Raw genomic sequence first — 18,787 nt, forward strand, 5'->3', positions numbered from 1 at the left:
GAGTATAATTTAATTAAATAATTTTATTAATAATATAAAACCACAAAGGAAAGTACAGCATAATATAATAAATAGGAATTTAAGTGTATCATAATTATTCATCATACTAATAAAATAAATGGCATTTTACGAAATGAAGATATATTAATTGTATATTTCATGTATTCACAAATAAATGTAGTTTTAATATTATTTAAACAATAAAAAACACGAATCTCTTTTAAATGTTTTAGAGATTCGTGCATAATGCATATTATTTTTCTATAGAAGTATATTGAATAATGACTTCTTCGATTAAATCAGAATCTAATTCTGCATATTTATTTAAAAATTCAGCGACACTGTGTTTACTGATGTAGTCGTCTTTTTCAAGTGTTTCTTTGTCGTTTTTATCATGATATGCCAATAAATAACATAAAGTTTTAACTAATCCTGAATGTTTCTTATTCTGTTTAGCTAATACTGTTAATGGCTTCACGATACGATCATTTGGACCGACTTTACGAATTACACCACGACCAACTCTAGTAACATCATCTGATAAATAAGCGTTATTAAATCTACCGATTATTTTTTCAACATAGTAAGCTTGATCTTCTTTAGTGAACGCTTCGAAGTTTGAAACAAGATACTGACTTGTTTCGTTTAAAACTTCATGTAAACCATCATTGATTTCTTTATCTTGAATAGCTTCAAGAATCGTTTTGTAACCTTTATATTGGCCAAAGTAAGCTAGGTAAGCATGACCAGTATTAACAGTTAAGAGTTTTCTTTCAATATATGGTGTTAAATCTTCTACATAATGTACATCTTCTAATTGGCTTCCTTGCCATTTTGAAGATTCAACAACCCACTCGAAGAATGGTTCAACGAGTACATCGAGTGAACCTTCTTTTTGACCTTGTGGAACGATGCGGTCAACGGCTGAGTTAGGGAAGGTGATGTTTTTGTTTAAAGGACCTGTAATATCAAGTATTGCTTTTTTGAGTTGATCAGTTGCCATAATCGCATTTTCACAGGCTACAATATTTAATGGTTTGTTTGCGTCGCGTTCTTTCAAGAAAGGAGCAAATGATTTAGCAATGATTGGCAAGATATTGACACCTACAGCGGTTGTGATAACATCTGCTTCTAGTATTGCTGCTTTCAATTCATCAGTTTGTGTTAGGCTATTAATGCCTTTCACACCTGAAACTGGTTCTTTCGTATTTGCTTCGTTTGCGATAACCACATCATAAGCTTGTTCTTTGTTGATTTGGTCAATAACATCGGCATTTACATCGACAAATGTTACGTCATAACCATTGTCATTTAATACTTTACCGATGAATCCTCGTCCAATATTACCAGCACCAAAGTGAATGGCTTTCATTAAAGTTCAACCTCCTCGAAGATAGCTAATATTTCATCTTTAGATTGAGCATTAATCACTCTTTCTACGTTTTCAACTTCACTAAATACAATTGCGATTTGTGAAAGGATATCTAAATGTTCTCCATCTTTACCAGCTATACCTACGACAACTTTTGCTTCATTACCATCCCAATCAACGCCATCTGGAATATGAAGTAAAACTAAACCTGATTTTAATACTTCAGTTTTTGCTTCATCAGTACCATGAGGGATTGCTAAGAAATTACCCATGTAAGTTGTAACAATTTGTTCGCGTTCTTTCATAGCTGCAGTATATTTCTCAGTTACTGCGCCATCTTCAACAAGTGCTTGTCCTACTTTTTCGATTGCTTCATCTTGATTGTTCACTGAAAGGTTCATAAAAATGTTTTCTGGGTTAAATAATTTTGTCATTTTTGGTCACTCCATTTTCGTTAATTTTTGTTTTAATTTATTTAAGAAAAATGATTTAAGTGTGTTTTCAATCAACACTTGATCATTTAACAACTGACTTATATCATCCAAATGTTCTGTTATTAATGATGATACTTCACTCATAAGTTGACCTTGTTCAGAGTTCATAGGTATGAACATTGAGACGAGCCAATTTACCTCTTGCTGTTTATTCTCTAATGTCGTTAGTGTTAAAGGTTTAGTTAATTCAGTTATAATCAGTTGCGGTTTCTTAATAAGCTCATCTGATAAATGAGGTATCGCAATCGGATAACCTGTTAATGCAAAACCTTGAAGTGTTATTCTTTGTTCAAGTTTTTCACTAAATTCATTTGATCGTTCGATAACATCATGTTTTGTTAATGTTTGAATTAAGTAACGATTAAGGTTCGTTACTTTTTTCTTTTCTACAATGATGTTTTGAATTAGTGCGGTACTATCTTTAATGAATGTCATGACATGATCATAATCATCATAAGAAAGGGTATAATCTTCCCCTTGAGTAGAACTCGGTTTTGTAACATTTGTTTGCTGTAACTTTAAAAAATATCTAACACTTTCTGCATCGTGTGTAGGTAACAAAGGATTGACAGTAATATGAGGATACTGGGTATCCACTGCAACTGTTGAAATCATGCCGTCATACTTCTTGATGTCAATTGTCTTTAAATCACTAACCGAAACTTCAGTAGTTTGTGTGATTTCAGGAAAGTTCTGTTTCAGACGGTTCGAAAGGATACGACTTGTTCCAATGCCACTACTGCAAACTACTAAGATATTTAGAGAATGTTGTGCTTTAGCTTCTACCATACCTCCAAAATGTAATGCGATATATGCAACTTCACTTTTAGGAAAATGATAATCACTGAGTACAATCTTTAGACCTGATGAAACGGCATTAAATAGTTGTTCATCATAACTTTCTATCATTTCGGTAAGCGGATTGTAGGTCTCAATGTTAGCCTCTATTCTATTTAAAGCAGGTTCTAAATGTGAACTTAAACCGTTAAACAAAGATGTTTCATCTTTGAAAATAAACCCTTGAGATTTTACGTATTGAATAAGTTCATTAACACGTTGTCCATCTAATTCATTATTTTCATGTGATGTTTCATGACGTCTTCTAGCACCTCTTAAATGCATCGTAATAAATGCAATTTCTGATGCATTAAATGTAACGTCATAAATATTACTCAGTAGATTTGTTAGTCTTTCTGAAACAGTGTATTCATCTGTCGTAATGAGGTCTTGTAATATATCATCTTCAATTTCAACATGACCATCGTGTTTAATTCGCTCAATTGCTAATACGATATGGATGGTTAAAGTTAAATAACTCGCTTCGGTTAATGTGTATGGAAGTGAACCTAACTCATCCATTAATAAACGTTCGACGTTAAACAATCTATCTATATCTACAATTCCTTGTAAATGCGTTTCATTTAATGTGTGATATACGAAATGATCTTCAACTACAGAATAAACGCTATCGCTATCAAGTTTTTCAAGCATAATTCTCGCGAGAAGTTGTCGTTTATCAACTTCATCACCAATTAAAATTAATCCTTCACCACGTTTTCTTTCTAGTGATAAATCGAACAGTTCAAGTTCAGGTGTTAAGTGTTCAATTATTTTATTTAAAGTATGCGTTGACGCACCAATTTCATTAGCGAGACTATACAGTTTTACTGGATCTTTTGATTGAATTAAGTTGTATAAAATAATAACTTTTCGTTCTTCGTCAGATAAATCAATAGTATGTTGTTCATTTAATCTTTGTACAAAACCATCGATATCTTCGGGTGTACCTTCGATTCTTATACCTAATTTAGGCACTCTTGATAACGAAAGATGATAAGTCTTAAGTGTTTCCTCAACGCGTTTCATCTCTCTATGAACAGTTCTTGAAGAAATTCCAAGTGTTTGTGCGATGTCATGAATCGTTAAAAAAGAGTGAAGGCGCTCAGATAGTAATTTGAGAATACTTTTTTCCCTGTTACTGATCATCATTGGCCAACACTCCTTTGTTTAATACTATTTTTTCAATTCATTAATTAATTCTTCATATCTTGGTGAATTCAAGAAATTATCAACTGAAATATGAATTGCTTTAGGATTTTTCTTGATTGCTCTGTCTGTTAATGTTTTTTGAGTAATAACGACATCTGCATCATCTGGTAATTGGTTAATTGCAGTGTTTGTTACTTCAATGTCAGTGAGGTCTGCTTTTTTGAATTTATTTCTAAGCATTCCCGCACCCATAGCACTTGAACCCATACCGGCATCACATGCAAAGATTACTTTTTGAACATGGCTATAATCATGAGCATCTACATTTTCAGTGTCATATTTATCTAATAAATCATCAGCTTCATTAGACTCAGCTTCGTCGTCTGTTTGTTCAGAAGTTGATTCTACATTTTCTTTATTGTTTTCGCCTGTTAATGCACCGCTAACTGAAGATTTCTTGCCTTTACGAGCTTCCATGTCAGCAGTTGCAGCTTCTAAGTCTCCTTCTGGATCTTTCGTGAACTTCAGGATAATTGATGCGATAATAAATGAAACGAGTGTAGCTAAGAATATGCCAAGTAGCATGACTGTATAACTGCCTTTAGGTGTAACTGCAAAGTATGCAAGTATGGAACCTGGTGATGCTGGTCCAGTTGTACCAAAGTTGAATAAACTAAATGTTGCAACACCTGTCATACCACCAAAGATAACAGCGATTAATAATAATGGACGCATTAATACATATGGGAAATAAATTTCGTGAATACCACCGAAGAAGTGGATAATAGCAGCACCATATGATGTAGCTTTAGCTGTCCCTTTACCAAATACCATATATGCTAATAAGATACCGAAACCTGGTCCAGGGTTTGACTCTAACGTATACAGAATGGACTTACCAAATTCTGTAACTTGCTCTGATGCTAATGGTGTTAGTACACCATGGTTAATCGCATTGTTTAAGAACACTGTTTTAGCAGGTTCGATAATAATACTTACAAGTGGTAACAAGTGATGAGATACTAAGAAATCAACACCGACACCGAGCACTTTCATTAAGCCTTCAACGAGAGGTGCTAAACCTTTAAAACCTAGAATTGCCATTACGAAAGCTAGAATACCTGCTGAGAAGTTATTAAATAACATTTCAAAGCCTTGTGGTGTTCTAGGTACTAAGAAAGCATCTACTTTCTTCATTAACCAACCTAATAATGGACCCATAATCATTGCACCAATTAACATTGGTGTATCTGGGAATGCAGCAATAACCCCCATAGTAGCTGTCGCCCCAACGACACCACCACGTAGACCATGTACTAAACGCCCACCACTAAATGCAATTAATAATGGAATTAAGAACTTGATCATCGGATCTACCATCGTCGCAAGTTCTTTATTCGGTAACCAACCATCCGGAATAAATAATGCAGTTATTAACCCCCAAGCAATAAATGCACCAATATTCGGCATGATCATACTACTTAAAAACGAACCAAAAGCTTGAACCTTTGGGCCTATGCCTTTTTTCTTTTCTGTTTGTTCTCCCATGTTAAACACACCTTCCCTTACTTAAAGTAATTTGTACTCCAATGATACGGGGATATGTAGCGGTAAACAATGAATAGTAAACACAACTTTGTCACAAGATAATTGACAGGTGTGACATAGCTCGAAAAATGTAGCGAAAGTAAAACAAAAACATTTTCATTGTAATTATACACTTAAGTGAATGTGCTGAACACTAATAAGAAAAAGTGCGTTTAAAATTTTATTCCTCTATGATGCGTTCATTGTGTAAGTTTATAAAATACACTTCATTATCTGTCCATTCATCAAACTCATAAATGAATTTTTCACGGGTGCATTCATATTTAAAACCTAATTTTTTGATGAGATTTTTAGATGGTTCATTGTCCACATTGATGTGAGCCTCGATACGATGTAATTGAAGCGTATCCAAACATTGTTCTATAATTTTATGCATCGCTTCATACGCATAGCCGTTCCCCCAGAATTGATTGTGTAAGAAATAACCACATTCACCCCATTGGAAATCAGAGCGACTCAAAATTTTAATATCTGCCATGCCAATATGCTGTCCGTTCTTTAAAAATAGTCCGAATATATATGTGTCATCATTTTTAATGAGATTTTGTATATTTTTCACGTAACTGAAGAACCAATCTTTATCACATTCATCCATATTTACTTTGCCTTTATCATGACGATATTGAGAAGGGTGTCTATTATTGAAACCTTCAAGCCATCCTTGCCGGTCATTAACAGTTATCGGCCTAATATATAGCCGTTCAGTTGAGAAATGTAAATCTTTTAGATTATACATAAAATAATCTCCTTTACATTACATATTTACATTAATTGTACGCCTTCTAAAAAATAAATAGAAGCAATACGAAATGAAAAAGAATAAACTAGAATATTTAACTAATATCAATTGAATAACCAAAGCGATAAATACTTTATCTTTGTCTAAGTAGCCAGACTTGAGAATCTAGCAAAATAGGAGAGGTCTAAGTGGCAAGACTAGAGAATCTAGCAAAATAAGAGAGGTCTAAGTGGCAAGACTGAAGAATCTAGCAAAATAAGAGAGGTCTAAGTGGCAAGACTGAAGAATCTAGCAAAATAGGAGAGGTCTAAGTGGCAAGACTGAAGAATCTAGTATAATAGGAGCGCGCTAAGTAGCAATGAATGAAAAAATTCTCCCTTTTTATTATTAATCAATATATATAAAAACCTGAGACACGAATTATGTCTCAGGCTCTTTATAGTTAAAATTATAATAAAATTGTAACTACGAAAAATGTAATAACAGATAGAACAACAGATGTAATAGCCATTGCGATCATTGGTTTGAATGCTTTTGTTCTTAAATCACCAAATGAAACGTTCAAACCTAATCCGACCATTGCCATAATGAGTGTTAAATTCGTGAATGTACTGATAACGCTCATAATACCTTCTGGAATTGTAATGAAAGTATTAACTGCACTCATAATTAAAAATCCAATTAAGAAATAAGGAAAATCAATTTTTTGAGATACTTTGTTAGAAGATCTACTATTCACGATAATTAAGAAAATAATACTTAATGGAATAAGTAAGAATACTCTACCTAATTTTGTTAATAGTCCTATAGATAGTGCGTCAGACCCACCAGCACCAGCAGCTAATACAACATGTGCAATTTCATGCAAGCTTGATCCAGCCCAAATACCGTAATGTGTTGGGTCCATTGGGAATAATACGATGAGTAGAGAATATACTAATGAGAATATTGTTCCCATAATTGCGACTAAACCTACACTAATACCAACATCACTTTCTTTAGACTTTAATATAGGTGAAATCGCGGCTATTGCTGCAGCACCACAGACGCCTGTTCCAACGCCTAATAATAAAACGAGATCTTTATCGCCTTTAATGAACTTATTTAGAAACAGTATAAATAATATAGCGAAAGCAACAACGCCAACATCTAGTAGTAATAATGTTCCACCTTGATTAATTATGGTAGATAAGTTCAATTTCAATCCATATAAAATGATTGCGAGTCTTAATAATTTTTTTGTAGAAAATGCTACACCAGACTCATATTTTGTTGGATATCCTAAAAAATGTCTATATAATATTGCCGTAATAATCGCAATTGCCAAAGCACCAACTTTATTAAAAACTGGTAAATTAGATAATAAAATACTGACAACTGCAATTACAAAAGTAAAACCAATCCCTAAAATGAAAGGCTTATTTAATTTAATGCCCACTGTAATCACCTCAGTTACATTTTAAAGTGAAGATGATTATTTGTGAAATGCTATTTTTAAATATATAATATAACAAAATTGTTATGGAGATGATGTTTTGGAAGATAAACTAAATATACTTAAAGTGATCGTGGAAGAAGAAGGTTTTACAAATGCAGCAAATAAGTTGTTCAAGTCACAGCCGTCTATCAGCAGAGACATCAAAACGTTAGAGGAAAAATATCAAATTAAAATTTTTGAAAATACGCGTAAAGAAATTATATTAACTGAAGAAGGTATGGAACTTTATAATTATGCATGTCAGTTAGCGATTTTAGATGAACAACTACAAACTAGAATTAATACACATAAGGAAGATGTTAAAGGAAAGTTTGTAATAGGGACGAGCCACACATTTGGGCAATCAAAGTTATTAGATTTATCGATATATCTTCAAACAAAATATCCAAGTTTAAACCTATACATCTATGTATATAATTCAAATGAAGTGATTAGTCATTTGAAAGATTATTCAGTTGATCTTGGAATAATAGAAAAACCAGTAATTGATGACAAAATTAGTAGTGAAGTATTAACGAAAGATCGATTATTGTTAATAAAAAATAAAAAAATTAAAGATAGCTTAGATGATATGAGAAGTTATGTCAGGGAAACAGGATCAGGCATTAGATATTATCAAGATATGTTATTACAAGAAATGAATCTCACATCTAGAAAGGTTGTCATTAATGATAATCAACTCATATTAGAACTTGTTAAACAAAATATGGGATATACAATACTTTCTAATTTCTCAATTAAAACTTCAGATAATCAGCATATAACAACACAAGATTTAAATTTGAAAAGAAACTTCTTCTTAGTTGCTAATCACTCAAGATACAAAACAAATAAATTTAATACAATTGTCGATGAAATTAAAAACTACGACTTTAAATAATATAGCGAGATATTTTTCAGAATCTTCAATTTAGTCATATTATTATACATTTCCTAATGATATAATTCGTTTAAAGGAGATGGTAAAATGACAACAAAAGAGCAAAAGTCTAACAGGGTTTTAGATGGTATCGAAACGATTGGTAATAGGTTACCACATCCATTTTTCTTATTTTTATATTTAGCTATTTTTGTAATGATTCTGTCGTTTGTATTTAGTTTCTTTAATGCAACGGTTAAACCACCAGGGACAGATAAAGTACTCGAAGTTAAAAACTTATTCTCTGGTGAAGGCATAGAATATATTTTAACGAATTTGGTAACGAACTTTACTGGATTTGCACCTTTAGGTCTCGTCATTTCTATGATGATTGGTGTAGGTTTAGCTGAAAAAGTAGGTTTTTTAGAATATATTATTCAAAAAACAATCGTCAAAGCACCACCGTCACTTGTTACATACGCGGTCGTCTTTATTGGGATAATGGGGAATATTGCATCAGATGCTGCAACAATATTAATTCCACCACTAGCTGCAATGGTATTCTATAAGTTAGGTAGGCATCCTATAGCAGGTCTAGCGGCAGGATTTGCGGCTGCAAGTTCAGGATTTACTGCAAACTTATTAGTTGTAGGTACAGATGCATTACTTGCTGGTATTAGTACAGAATCTGCTAAAATTATTGACCCAAGTATGGTCGTTTCACCAGTGGCAAACTGGTATTTTAATATTATTTCTACATTTTTATTAACGATAGTTGGTGCGTTAGTTACGACTAAAATTATTGAACCTAGACTAGGTGAATATAAGGGGAGTGTCGATGAACTAGATCAACACGAAGATTCACCTTATGCAAAGAAGGCTTTTGTTCTGTCATTAATTGCCGGTGCAATCTATGTCTTAATATTAGCGATTGGATTGTTTATACCGAATAGTCCGTTGATGGGACCGAAGGGAGATATTTTAGAATCACCATTTTTAGCTGGTATTGTACCAGTGATATTAGGACTGTTCTTAGTTGTGGGTATCACATTTGGTATAGTAGATAAAAAAATCAAATCAACTCATGATATTGGTGGGTTTATGACTGAAGCAGTAAATGATATGTCTGGATATATTGTGTTGATATTTGTTGCGGCTCAATTTATTAGTTTCTTCCAATGGTCCAATATGGCTACTTGGATTGCGATGAATGGGGCAGAGTTTTTAAAGAGTATACACTTAACTGGCTTAGGATTAATACTGTTATATATTGTATTTACGGCATCTTTGAACTTATTAATCACGTCAGGTTCTGCAAAATGGGCATTAGAAGCACCTGTATTTGTACCTATGTTTATGCAACTCGGCATTCATCCTGGTTTCACACAAGCAGCATATCGTATTGCAGACTCATCATTTAATATTGTGACACCTTTAAATCCATATTTTGTTGTCATCATAGCATTTTTAAATAAGTACGATAAGAAAGCAGGTATAGGAACACTTATTTCATTAATGATTCCTTACACGGTCGCTTTTATTATAACTTGGATTATATTATTAACATTCTTCTATTTAACAGGATTACCACTAGGTCCTGGTGTAACGAAAAACTTATAAGAGGTGAGTTAATTTGGAATTGGATAACGCATTTAAAGATTCACTTATTAAACTGAGAAGAAATTTACACGCTTTTCCAGAACAAGGATTTCTAGAAATTAGAACAGCCAATATTGTGAAAGAAAATTTAACTTCATTAGGGTATGAGATAAAGAGTGGTTTAGAAGTGATGAATAAAGATTATTTAATGGGGTATCCAAGTGAAGAAGCATTTAAAGCGCATATAGATAAACTAAACCAGCTTAATGAGGCGTTACCTGATTTTAAAGATGGTTATACGGGAATTGTAGCAACATTGGATACAAACAAACCTGGACCTACTATAGCGTTACGATTTGATATGGATGCTTTACCTATTACGGAAAGCGAAGATAGCAATCATTATCCTACTGCTCATGGATTTTCATCAAAAAATCATGGTTCCATGCATGCTTGTGGACACGATGTACATACTACAATCGGTATAGGCTTAGCGAAGTTGTTGATGGATCATAAAACAGAATTAAAAGGCATCATTAAATTAATCTTTCAGCCGGCAGAAGAAGGGGTTAGAGGCGCGAAATCTATGGTAGAAAGTGGTGTCGTAGATGATGTTGATTATTTTATAGGTTCGCATATAGGCTTAAATGCTAAATCAAATGAAATTATAACATCTGTTAAAGGGTTTCTTGCTTCATCTAAATTAGACGTTGAGATCCAAGGGGTTTCAAGTCATGCTGGTGCAAAACCACAAGACGGAAAGAATGCCTTGTTAGCTGCAGCAACATTTGTACAACAAGTTTACGCGATAGAACGACATGAACAAGGTGCATCTAGAGTAAATGTCGGTACGTTGCAAGCTGGAAGCGGGCGAAATGTCATTGCAGATAAAGCGTATTTACAAATGGAAGTAAGAGGAGAAAATAATATCGTAAATGAATTTATGATACAACGAGTTTATGACATTAAATCTGGAATTGAAGCGATGTTTGGTGTAAAGATAAATATTACAAAAGTAGGAGAAGCAATCAGTATTGAACCATCAGAAAACATGGAACAAACAATTTATTCATTACTGAAAGAAAAATTTCCAAAGTTAAATATTATTCCAAATGAAACGACACCCAGTGGTAGTGAGGATGCAACTTATTATATAGATAGCGTGATGCGTAACGGTAAAGATGCTATTTATATGAATATTGGGAGTGATCATGAATATAACCATCATCATCCGAAGTTTGATGTAAAAGAACATGATATGTTTAACGGCATAAGTTGTATGTATGAAATTGTGAAATTATATAATGGAAACTAATAAAGAAGCCGAGACTATTTGCGTCTCGGCTTCTTTATGTTTAAATTAAAATTGATTTAAATAATTCAATAGCAGGCTGAATATCTTCGGGTTTGATTTTAGCAATTCCGATGACGAAAGTCTTAGCATTTGAATTATCATAATAGTTATCTTGCGATGTAAACCTTTGAATTGTATAAAGTTCTAAACGATGATGTTTAGAACGTTTTTCAATTTCTTCATATGATAAAGATGTTTTAATTTTAACTAAGAAATGCAAGCCAGCTTTCATATCATAAATAGTAATATCATCACCAAAAGTTTGATTCAGAGAATTAATAAATAAGTGGTGTTTTTCAGAATATATATGATGCATTTTTCGGATATACTTTTCATAATCTCCAGATTTAATGAAGAGATGCAAAGTATATGCATTTAAAGAACTTAAATCTGAAATTTGACGCTCCGTTAGTTTATCATATTCTTGTAATAATGAATTAGGCAACACCATATAGCTTATACGTAAACTTGGCATCAATGTTTTCGAAAATGTCCCTAAATAAATGACGCGGTTATTTTTATCTAAACTATATAAAGATGGGATATTGTCTGTACCATATTTAAATTCACTATCGTAATCATCTTCTATAATATAACGTTGTTGTTCAGTAACCCAATTTAATAGCTCTATACGCCTAGATATAGGCATGATTGTTCCGGTTGGAAATTGATGTGAAGGGGTTGTAATGACAAAATCAGGTTTTTGCTGTTTGAGATGATAGATTGATAACCCTTTGTCGTCTAAAGGTATATTAACGACATGTTGGTTCATGTCTAAACATAATTGTCTGAATCGTGCATAGCCAGGATCCTCAATACCAACGCGCATAGGTTGATCAAATAAACTTAATAAACTTCTTAATAAATGAGTAGTACCTGAACTCACGATGATTTGTTCAGGATGACAAGTGACACCACGTTTATAAGAAATAAGTTGTGCAATTGATTGTCTTAGTTCTAAAGGTCCTTTGAAATCAGGCATCTCAGATAATTCTTTATTAAAGAGGTTAAATGCTTCTTTCAATCTTTTAGACCAAACATCTATCGGGAAAAGCGCATTATCCGTAGCCATATGAGAGAAAGAATATCGAAAAGGTAAATCAATCGTTTCTAAAGCACTACCTCCATTTATCGTAGAATCTTGTTGAATAATTAATTTGTTTAATGATTCAACAAAGTAACCTTGACGTTCTTGTGTATATATATAACCTTCAGCAATCAGTTGTTCATAAGCATTTTTGACAGTATTGATGCTCACGTTATAATCCATAGCTAGCTGACGTTTAGAAGGTAACTTTTCATTACTGCTATAATTTTGTGACATGATATCTTGTTTTAATTTATCGTAAATGACCCTGTATTTATAAGATTTAAGCATAATTTTCACCTCTGGTACCATTAATTAGTTCAAACTGGTACTTTTCATTATACCAACATTTTTATTATGATGTGCTTAATAATAAAATTGGAGGGATCATGATGGGTCAAACACAAGAAGAGTTAGAGCATTTACGATATCAATATGTATCAAAAGGGGTAGGTAATGGTAATTTGAAAATTGCTGATTACGCTAAAGGTGCGACTGTAGTCGACAGTGAAGGTAATGAATGGATAGACTTTGCTGGTGCAATTGGAACATTGAATGTCGGACATTCACACCCTAAAATAACTGAACATTTAAAAAATGAAATAGAAAGATTTATATTACCGGGATTTGGTGTCATTATGTATGAAAGCTATATTCGCTTAGCTCAGAAATTGACACAAATTACGCCGGGTACTTTTGATAAAAAAACAGTATTATTAAATTCTGGTGCAGAAGCAGTAGAAAATGCTGTGAAACTAGCAAGAAAATATACAGGTAGACAACAAGTAGTATCATTTATAAGAGGTTTTCATGGTCGTACAAATTTAACAATGTCTATGACGAGTAAAGTAAAGCCATACAAATTTGGATTTGGACCATTTGCTCCAGAAGTATATCAAGCGCCGTATCCTTATATTTCAGAAAAACCAGCGTCATTAACAGATGAGGCATATATCGATATGGTTATTAAAGATTTAAAGACATTCTTTACAGCAACAGTAGATCCTTCCGAAGTAGCATGTGTAGTGCTTGAACCTGTTCAAGGGGAAGGCGGTTTTATTATTCCAGATAAGCGTTACGTTCAAGCGGTTAAATCGATATGTGAAGATAATGGCATTGTATTTGTAGCAGATGAAATACAAACTGGTTTCTGTAGAACAGGTAAGACGTTCGCAATTGAACATTTTGATGTTGAACCAGATTTAATAACGGTGTCTAAATCATTAGCAGCAGGATTTCCGTTAAGTGGTGTAGTTGGACGAAGTGAAATTCTCGATAGCGCACAACCTGGAGAAATCGGTGGTACATATGCGGGGAATCCTTTGGCGTGTGAAGCAGCTTTAAAAGTAATAGAAATTATTGAAGAAGAAAATTTAAATGATAAAGCAGAAACATTGGGGTATAACATTGAACAGGCATTAACACGCTATAAAGATAAATATAATTTTATTGGTGATATAAGAAGGTTAGGCGCAATGGTAGCAATGGAAGTTGTGGATCCTCATACGCTAGCACCAGATAAACAGAAGACAACTCAAATAATTAAAGCAGCTAATGAACGAGGATTATTATTATTATCAGCCGGTATCAATGGCAATGTCATCCGTTTCTTAGCACCATTAGTTATAACAGATAGCGAACTGGAACAAGGCTTGTCTATATTAGAAAACTGCATAAAGTAAAACTTGTTAATGAAAAATAAGGGGGATTGTGTATGAATTCGCAATTTAAAAAATCTATGAACATATTTGATGTTCTATTCTTAGCTATAGGCGCCATGCTCGGATGGGGGTGGGTTGTCCTTTCAGGAGTATGGATTTCAGAAGCAGGTTTTCTTGGTAGTATTATTGCATTTTTACTTGGTGGTATATTAGTCGTCTTTATTGGACTGACATATGCAGAGCTAGCATCTGCAATTCCAGAAACTGGTGGCGGCTTTATATTTGTGAAGAAAGCATTTAGTCCAGGTATTGCCTTTATATCAGGGTGGTCTGTTCTATTTGGCTATGTTTCTGTCATTACATTTGAAGCGGTTGCTTTGCCGACGGTTATCGATTATGTCATACCATTTGAACATAAAGGCTTGCTTTGGAATATTGCAGGTTGGGATGTCTATATCACATGGATACTCATCGGTTCAATCGGTAGTATATTATTAACTTCATTAAATTATTTCGGTGTTAAACCAGCAGCTATTATGCAAACAGTCTTTACGATATTTATAGTAGGCGTGGGCTTATTGCTTGTTTGTGGCGCAGGTATTAATGGTGATTTCACGCATTTGAATCCATTATTTTCACATGGCGCAACTGGAACTATGTCAGTGCTGATTATGATTCCATTTTTGTTTGTAGGATTTGATGTTATTCCTCAAATTGCCGAAGAAGTGAATGCACCATCGAAGAAAATAGGAGGCATCTTAATTATTTCTATCATTGCTTCTGTTATCTTCTACTTACTTATTGTATTCGGTGTTTCAACAGGTTTAACGAGTAAAGAATTACAAACAAGTGAATTAGCTACAGCCGATGCAATGGCAAATTTATTTGGAAATGATGCTTTTGGATTATTATTAGTTTTAGGTGGAGTAGCTGGTATTATTACGAGTTGGAACGCCTTTATTATTGGTGGAAGCCGTATTCTATATGCCATGGCTAAAAACAATATGATCCCAAAGTGGTTTAGTTACATTCATCCAAAATATAAAACACCGACTCATGGCATTTTATTCCTAGGGATACTTGCTTTTGTTGCGCCATTACTAGGAAGACCCGCACTTGTATGGATTGTGGACGCTGGAGGTGTAGGCGTCGTGTTAGGGTATTTACTTGTTGCAATTTCATTTTTGAAATTAAGAAAAGTAGCCCCAGATTTAGAAAGACCTTACCGTGTTAAAAGTGGTAAAGCAGTTGGAATCATCGCCATTATATTAAGTATCGGTTTTATCATTATATATATGCCAGGGATGCCGTCATCACTTGTATGGCCAAATGAATGGTTTATCGTGTTCATATGGTATGGTATCGCAATTGTATTATATGTTATCAAATCAACTGCAAAAGGAGACGTAAAATATGGAAAAAATGAAAATATACAATCCAGCGACAAATCAATTAATTAAAGAAATAAAGATGGATACTGATGAAAGTGTGAAACAGAAAATTCAATCCTCACATGAAGCATTTTTAAATTGGCAAGAAGTAGATGCACATCAACGTGCTGAATTATTAGGAAAATGGTTTGAACTAATCGATGAACATAAAGAAGAACTCGCTAAATTAATTACTGAAGAGAACGGTAAAACTTATAAAGAAGCATTAGGTGAAGTTGCCTATGCTAATAGTTATATAAAGTGGTATCAAGAAGAAGCAAAACGATTATACGGTAGAACAATTCCTGCCAATGCGTCTAACAAGAAAATCATAACAGATAAATTTCCTGTTGGTGTAGTTGGGGCAATTACACCATGGAATTTCCCAGCCGCTATGATAGCTAGAAAGATGGCACCCGCTATTGCTGCAGGATGTGCGACAGTATGTAAACCTGCTAATGAAACGCCTTTAACAACAATAAGAATGGTTGAATTGGCACATGAAGCGGGTATACCGAAAGATGTAATTCAAGTCGTTATCATAAGTGGCAAAAAAGCCGGTCAATTATTTACAGAAAATCCACTGATTAAGAAAATAACGTTTACAGGTTCAACAGCTGTAGGTAAATCATTGATTAAAGGTTCTGCTGATTCAGTTAAAAATGTAACAATGGAATTAGGTGGCTTAGCGCCAGTTATCGTACATAAAGATGCAGATATATCATTAGCTGTAAAACAAACGATTGCGACTAAATTTAGAAATGCAGGTCAAACATGTATAAGTGCAAATAGAATTTATGTACATGAAGATATTGAAAGTGAATATATTAAGCAACTAATAGAAGAAGTACACAATCTAAATGTTGGCAACGGTATGGATGAACAAGTAGATATGGGGCCATTAATAAACCAACAAGCTGTAGACAAAGTGTTAGAGCATATCGAAGATGCAAAATCACACGGCGGTGAACTTTCAAGAACAATTGACGAAATCAAATTAGGTGGTAATTTTGTAGCACCAATTGTAATTCATAATGCTAATTTAGACATGAAAGTAATGCATGAAGAAACATTTGGACCAATTGCTGCAGTCATGACTTACAAAGATTTAGATGATGTGATCCAAATAGCCAATGACACAGAATTTGGATTAGCAGCATATTATTTCACAAATGATTATCGAACTGGATTCTATCTATATAATAAATTAGAATATGGAATCATTGGTTGGAATGATGGTGGACCATCAGCAGCACATGCACCATTCGGAGGTTTCAAAGAAAGTGGCTATGGCCGCGAAGGTGGAATAGAAGGAATTGAACCATATTTAGAAACAAAGTATTTATCTATAGGAAATATGTAAGCTTGTACTAACACGCTAATATAATATAATATATAAAAATGCCGCATTTAATGTAAACTCAATTGAGTGAAAATATTAAATACGGCATTTTTTTAATTGGTAACAGGCAGAATGCGCAGACCACGGATCAGAATTGAGTCTTTCGGTCCAGATAACGGATTATGTGGACCGCAAATGGATTATTCGGTCCAGATAACGGATTATGTGGCCCGCAAACTGGATATACGGTCCAGATAAATGAATATGTGGTCCGCAAATGAGATTTGCGGACCACAGACTAATTACCTAGGTAATACTTCTTTTGGTATAGGATTTTTATATACATTTTTCGACTGGAAGGTTTTAAATTCTTCGTCAACCGATGCTCTAAGGTCTTTATTCTGTAATAATTCTATTGCAGTATGTGCCATCGTCATGGCAGCATTGCTTGTTCCTTCGAAAGCTAAATTGGATAACCCTTGACTGGTCATTTGCCATGTGTGTAAAGGTGTTCCAATTGCGGATGTTGCACACGATACTTGGCCAGTTGGAACAACCCAACTTACGTCTGAAACATCAGTTGATCCAGATAAGATTTCATCGGATGGTTTGTAAGGACTGATTTTATCATAAATATATTTTCCTTCTAATGATTCTTCTGTATCCATGAAACCAAATCCGACTAAACTTGTTATTTTATTTTTTTGTTCATTTTCTGATAACGAATTAAAAATATCTTTAGCAAAATTTTCATCTTCTGAACTTGCATTATATTTATAAATATCATGCATAGATTTGTAAAGTTGATCACCTAACATAGCATTAGGTATGTAATTTGAGCATCCTTTAACAAAATCAATTTCGACATCAGTTTCTGTCATTAACGATGCACCTTTAGCAATTTGTTTAATGCGTTTGTACACATCATTAACGCCGTCTATTGTCTTAGCTCGTATGAGGTATTGAACAGTAGCGGTATCTTGAACGACACTTGGTGAAGAACTGCCTACATCGTGAAGGGCATAATGAAATCTCACATCATCTGTAACATGTTCTCTCAAATAATTAGAACCAACGTTCATAAGTTCCACTGCATCAAGAGCACTCCTTCCTAAATGAGGGCTATTAGCAGCATGAGAAGATATCCCTTTAAAATGAAAATTAACTAAATAATTAGCAAGTGACGATAAGTTCATGACACTATTTGATGGTGAAGGATGCCAACATAAAGCATAATCTACATCATCAAAAGCACCATCTCTCACCATAAATGTTTTTCCGGAGCCAATTTTTTCACCAGGACAACCATAAAAGCGAATAGTTCCATTTAAATGATTTTTAGAAATGTAATCTTTGACCATTGACGCGGCCATTAAAGCGCCTGTACCTAATAAATTATGTCCACAACCATGTCCAACTGCCTTCCCCTCATCATTTTTAGAAGACAAGTTAGGTGTTTGATATAAACCTGGTAGTGCATCATATTCCCCTAAAATAGCAATGACCGGTTTACCAGATCCATATGATGCAATAAACGCAGTTTCAATATTCGCGACATTTTCTTTTACGGTAAACCCTAATTCTTTACAACGAGATATCAAAAATTCTACAGACTGAAATTCTTTGAATTTTAATTCAGGATGATAAAAAAGATACTCACTTATATCTTTAAATTGATTAAGATGATTTTCTTTGAAATCTCTTAAAAAAGTTGTGCGATTCATAAAACATCCCCCTTTGTATGTATATAATTAC

14 protein-coding genes are annotated in these 18,787 nt (G+C 33.6%); 6 read left to right on the top strand and 8 right to left on the bottom strand.

All coding sequences use genetic code 11. The features are described from left to right. Positions 1–253: 253 nt before the first annotated feature. From CD111_RS02460 to CD111_RS02485, 6 genes are all read right to left on the bottom strand, one after another. Complete coding sequence (locus tag CD111_RS02460; RefSeq protein ID WP_095089655.1) at positions 254–1,372, bottom strand: mannitol-1-phosphate 5-dehydrogenase; 1,119 nt, start codon at positions 1,370–1,372, stop codon at positions 254–256. After that, positions 1,372–1,806, bottom strand: a complete 435-nt coding sequence (locus CD111_RS02465) for a PTS mannitol transporter subunit IIA (RefSeq protein WP_095089653.1) — start codon at positions 1,804–1,806, stop codon at positions 1,372–1,374. The genes CD111_RS02460 and CD111_RS02465 overlap by 1 nt, the downstream gene beginning before the upstream one ends. A gap of 6 nt (positions 1,807–1,812) precedes the next feature. Continuing rightward, positions 1,813–3,855 carry a BglG family transcription antiterminator gene (locus CD111_RS02470; RefSeq protein WP_095089651.1) on the bottom strand — a complete coding sequence of 681 codons (2,043 nt, stop codon included), beginning with the start codon at positions 3,853–3,855 and terminating at the stop codon, positions 1,813–1,815. Positions 3,856–3,879: 24 nt separating this feature from the next. Further along, the gene (locus tag CD111_RS02475) at positions 3,880–5,403 is read right to left on the bottom strand and encodes a PTS mannitol transporter subunit IIBC (RefSeq protein ID WP_095089649.1); all 1,524 of its coding nucleotides are present in this window, start codon (positions 5,401–5,403) and stop codon (positions 3,880–3,882) included. A 220-nt stretch (positions 5,404–5,623) separates the two neighbouring features. Beyond that, positions 5,624–6,199 carry a GNAT family N-acetyltransferase gene (locus CD111_RS02480; RefSeq protein WP_095089647.1) on the bottom strand — a complete coding sequence of 192 codons (576 nt, stop codon included), beginning with the start codon at positions 6,197–6,199 and terminating at the stop codon, positions 5,624–5,626. A gap of 451 nt (positions 6,200–6,650) precedes the next feature. Next, entirely contained in the window at positions 6,651–7,640 is a 990-nt protein-coding gene (locus CD111_RS02485) for a YeiH family protein (protein ID WP_095089645.1), read from the bottom strand. 97 nt (positions 7,641–7,737) lie between these two features. Between CD111_RS02485 and CD111_RS02490 the strand changes: the two genes are divergently transcribed. From CD111_RS02490 to CD111_RS02500, 3 genes are all read left to right on the top strand, one after another. Further along, a complete protein-coding gene (locus tag CD111_RS02490; protein WP_095089644.1) occupies positions 7,738–8,580 on the top strand; it encodes a LysR family transcriptional regulator in 843 nt (280 codons plus the stop codon). Between the two features lie 87 nt (positions 8,581–8,667). Continuing rightward, positions 8,668–10,179, top strand: coding sequence for an AbgT family transporter (locus CD111_RS02495; protein ID WP_095089643.1), 1,512 nt, complete (start codon positions 8,668–8,670; stop codon positions 10,177–10,179). A gap of 13 nt (positions 10,180–10,192) precedes the next feature. Next, entirely contained in the window at positions 10,193–11,473 is a 1,281-nt protein-coding gene (locus CD111_RS02500) for an amidohydrolase (protein ID WP_095089641.1), read from the top strand. 40 nt (positions 11,474–11,513) lie between these two features. Here CD111_RS02500 and gabR read toward each other — a convergent pair whose 3' ends face one another. Next, complete coding sequence (gene gabR / locus CD111_RS02505) at positions 11,514–12,890, bottom strand: MocR-like transcriptional regulator GabR (protein WP_095089639.1); 1,377 nt, start codon at positions 12,888–12,890, stop codon at positions 11,514–11,516. A gap of 98 nt (positions 12,891–12,988) precedes the next feature. On the opposite strand from gabR, the gene gabT reads away from it, so the two are divergent. Genes gabT through CD111_RS02520 form a run of 3 tightly spaced genes read left to right on the top strand, consistent with a single transcriptional unit; the run spans position 12,989 to position 17,053 of the window. Then, positions 12,989–14,281, top strand: coding sequence for a 4-aminobutyrate--2-oxoglutarate transaminase (gene gabT, locus CD111_RS02510; RefSeq protein WP_371868692.1), 1,293 nt, complete (start codon positions 12,989–12,991; stop codon positions 14,279–14,281). 32 nt (positions 14,282–14,313) lie between these two features. Next, a complete protein-coding gene (locus CD111_RS02515) occupies positions 14,314–15,720 on the top strand; it encodes an APC family permease (protein WP_095089635.1) in 1,407 nt (468 codons plus the stop codon). Beyond that, positions 15,674–17,053: an NAD-dependent succinate-semialdehyde dehydrogenase gene (locus tag CD111_RS02520; protein WP_095089633.1), complete on the top strand. Its 1,380-nt coding sequence runs from the start codon at positions 15,674–15,676 to the stop codon at positions 17,051–17,053. Before CD111_RS02515 ends, CD111_RS02520 begins: the two co-directional genes overlap by 47 nt. A 281-nt stretch (positions 17,054–17,334) precedes the next feature. On the opposite strand, the gene CD111_RS02525 is transcribed toward CD111_RS02520, so the two are convergent. Beyond that, the gene (locus tag CD111_RS02525; RefSeq protein ID WP_095089631.1) at positions 17,335–18,756 is read right to left on the bottom strand and encodes an amidohydrolase; all 1,422 of its coding nucleotides are present in this window, start codon (positions 18,754–18,756) and stop codon (positions 17,335–17,337) included. Between the last annotated feature and the right edge of the window lie 31 nt (positions 18,757–18,787).

Source organism: Mammaliicoccus stepanovicii (genome assembly GCF_002902525.1).
In the GTDB taxonomy this organism is placed as follows: Bacteria; Bacillota; Bacilli; order Staphylococcales; family Staphylococcaceae; genus Mammaliicoccus; species Mammaliicoccus stepanovicii.

Coding starts and splice junctions, on each gene's coding strand:
- CD111_RS02460 (WP_095089655.1), bottom strand. CDS start 1,372: ATGAAAGCCATTCACTTTGGTGCTGGTAATATTGGACGAGGATTCATC.
- CD111_RS02465 (WP_095089653.1), bottom strand. CDS start 1,806: ATGACAAAATTATTTAACCCAGAAAACATTTTTATGAACCTTTCAGTG.
- CD111_RS02470 (WP_095089651.1), bottom strand. CDS start 3,855: ATGATGATCAGTAACAGGGAAAAAAGTATTCTCAAATTACTATCTGAG.
- CD111_RS02475 (WP_095089649.1), bottom strand. CDS start 5,403: ATGGGAGAACAAACAGAAAAGAAAAAAGGCATAGGCCCAAAGGTTCAA.
- CD111_RS02480 (WP_095089647.1), bottom strand. CDS start 6,199: ATGTATAATCTAAAAGATTTACATTTCTCAACTGAACGGCTATATATT.
- CD111_RS02495 (WP_095089643.1), top strand. CDS start 8,668: ATGACAACAAAAGAGCAAAAGTCTAACAGGGTTTTAGATGGTATCGAA.
- gabR (WP_095089639.1), bottom strand. CDS start 12,890: ATGCTTAAATCTTATAAATACAGGGTCATTTACGATAAATTAAAACAA.
- gabT (WP_371868692.1), top strand. CDS start 12,989: ATGATGGGTCAAACACAAGAAGAGTTAGAGCATTTACGATATCAATAT.
- CD111_RS02515 (WP_095089635.1), top strand. CDS start 14,314: ATGAATTCGCAATTTAAAAAATCTATGAACATATTTGATGTTCTATTC.
- CD111_RS02520 (WP_095089633.1), top strand. CDS start 15,674: ATGGAAAAAATGAAAATATACAATCCAGCGACAAATCAATTAATTAAA.
- CD111_RS02525 (WP_095089631.1), bottom strand. CDS start 18,756: ATGAATCGCACAACTTTTTTAAGAGATTTCAAAGAAAATCATCTTAAT.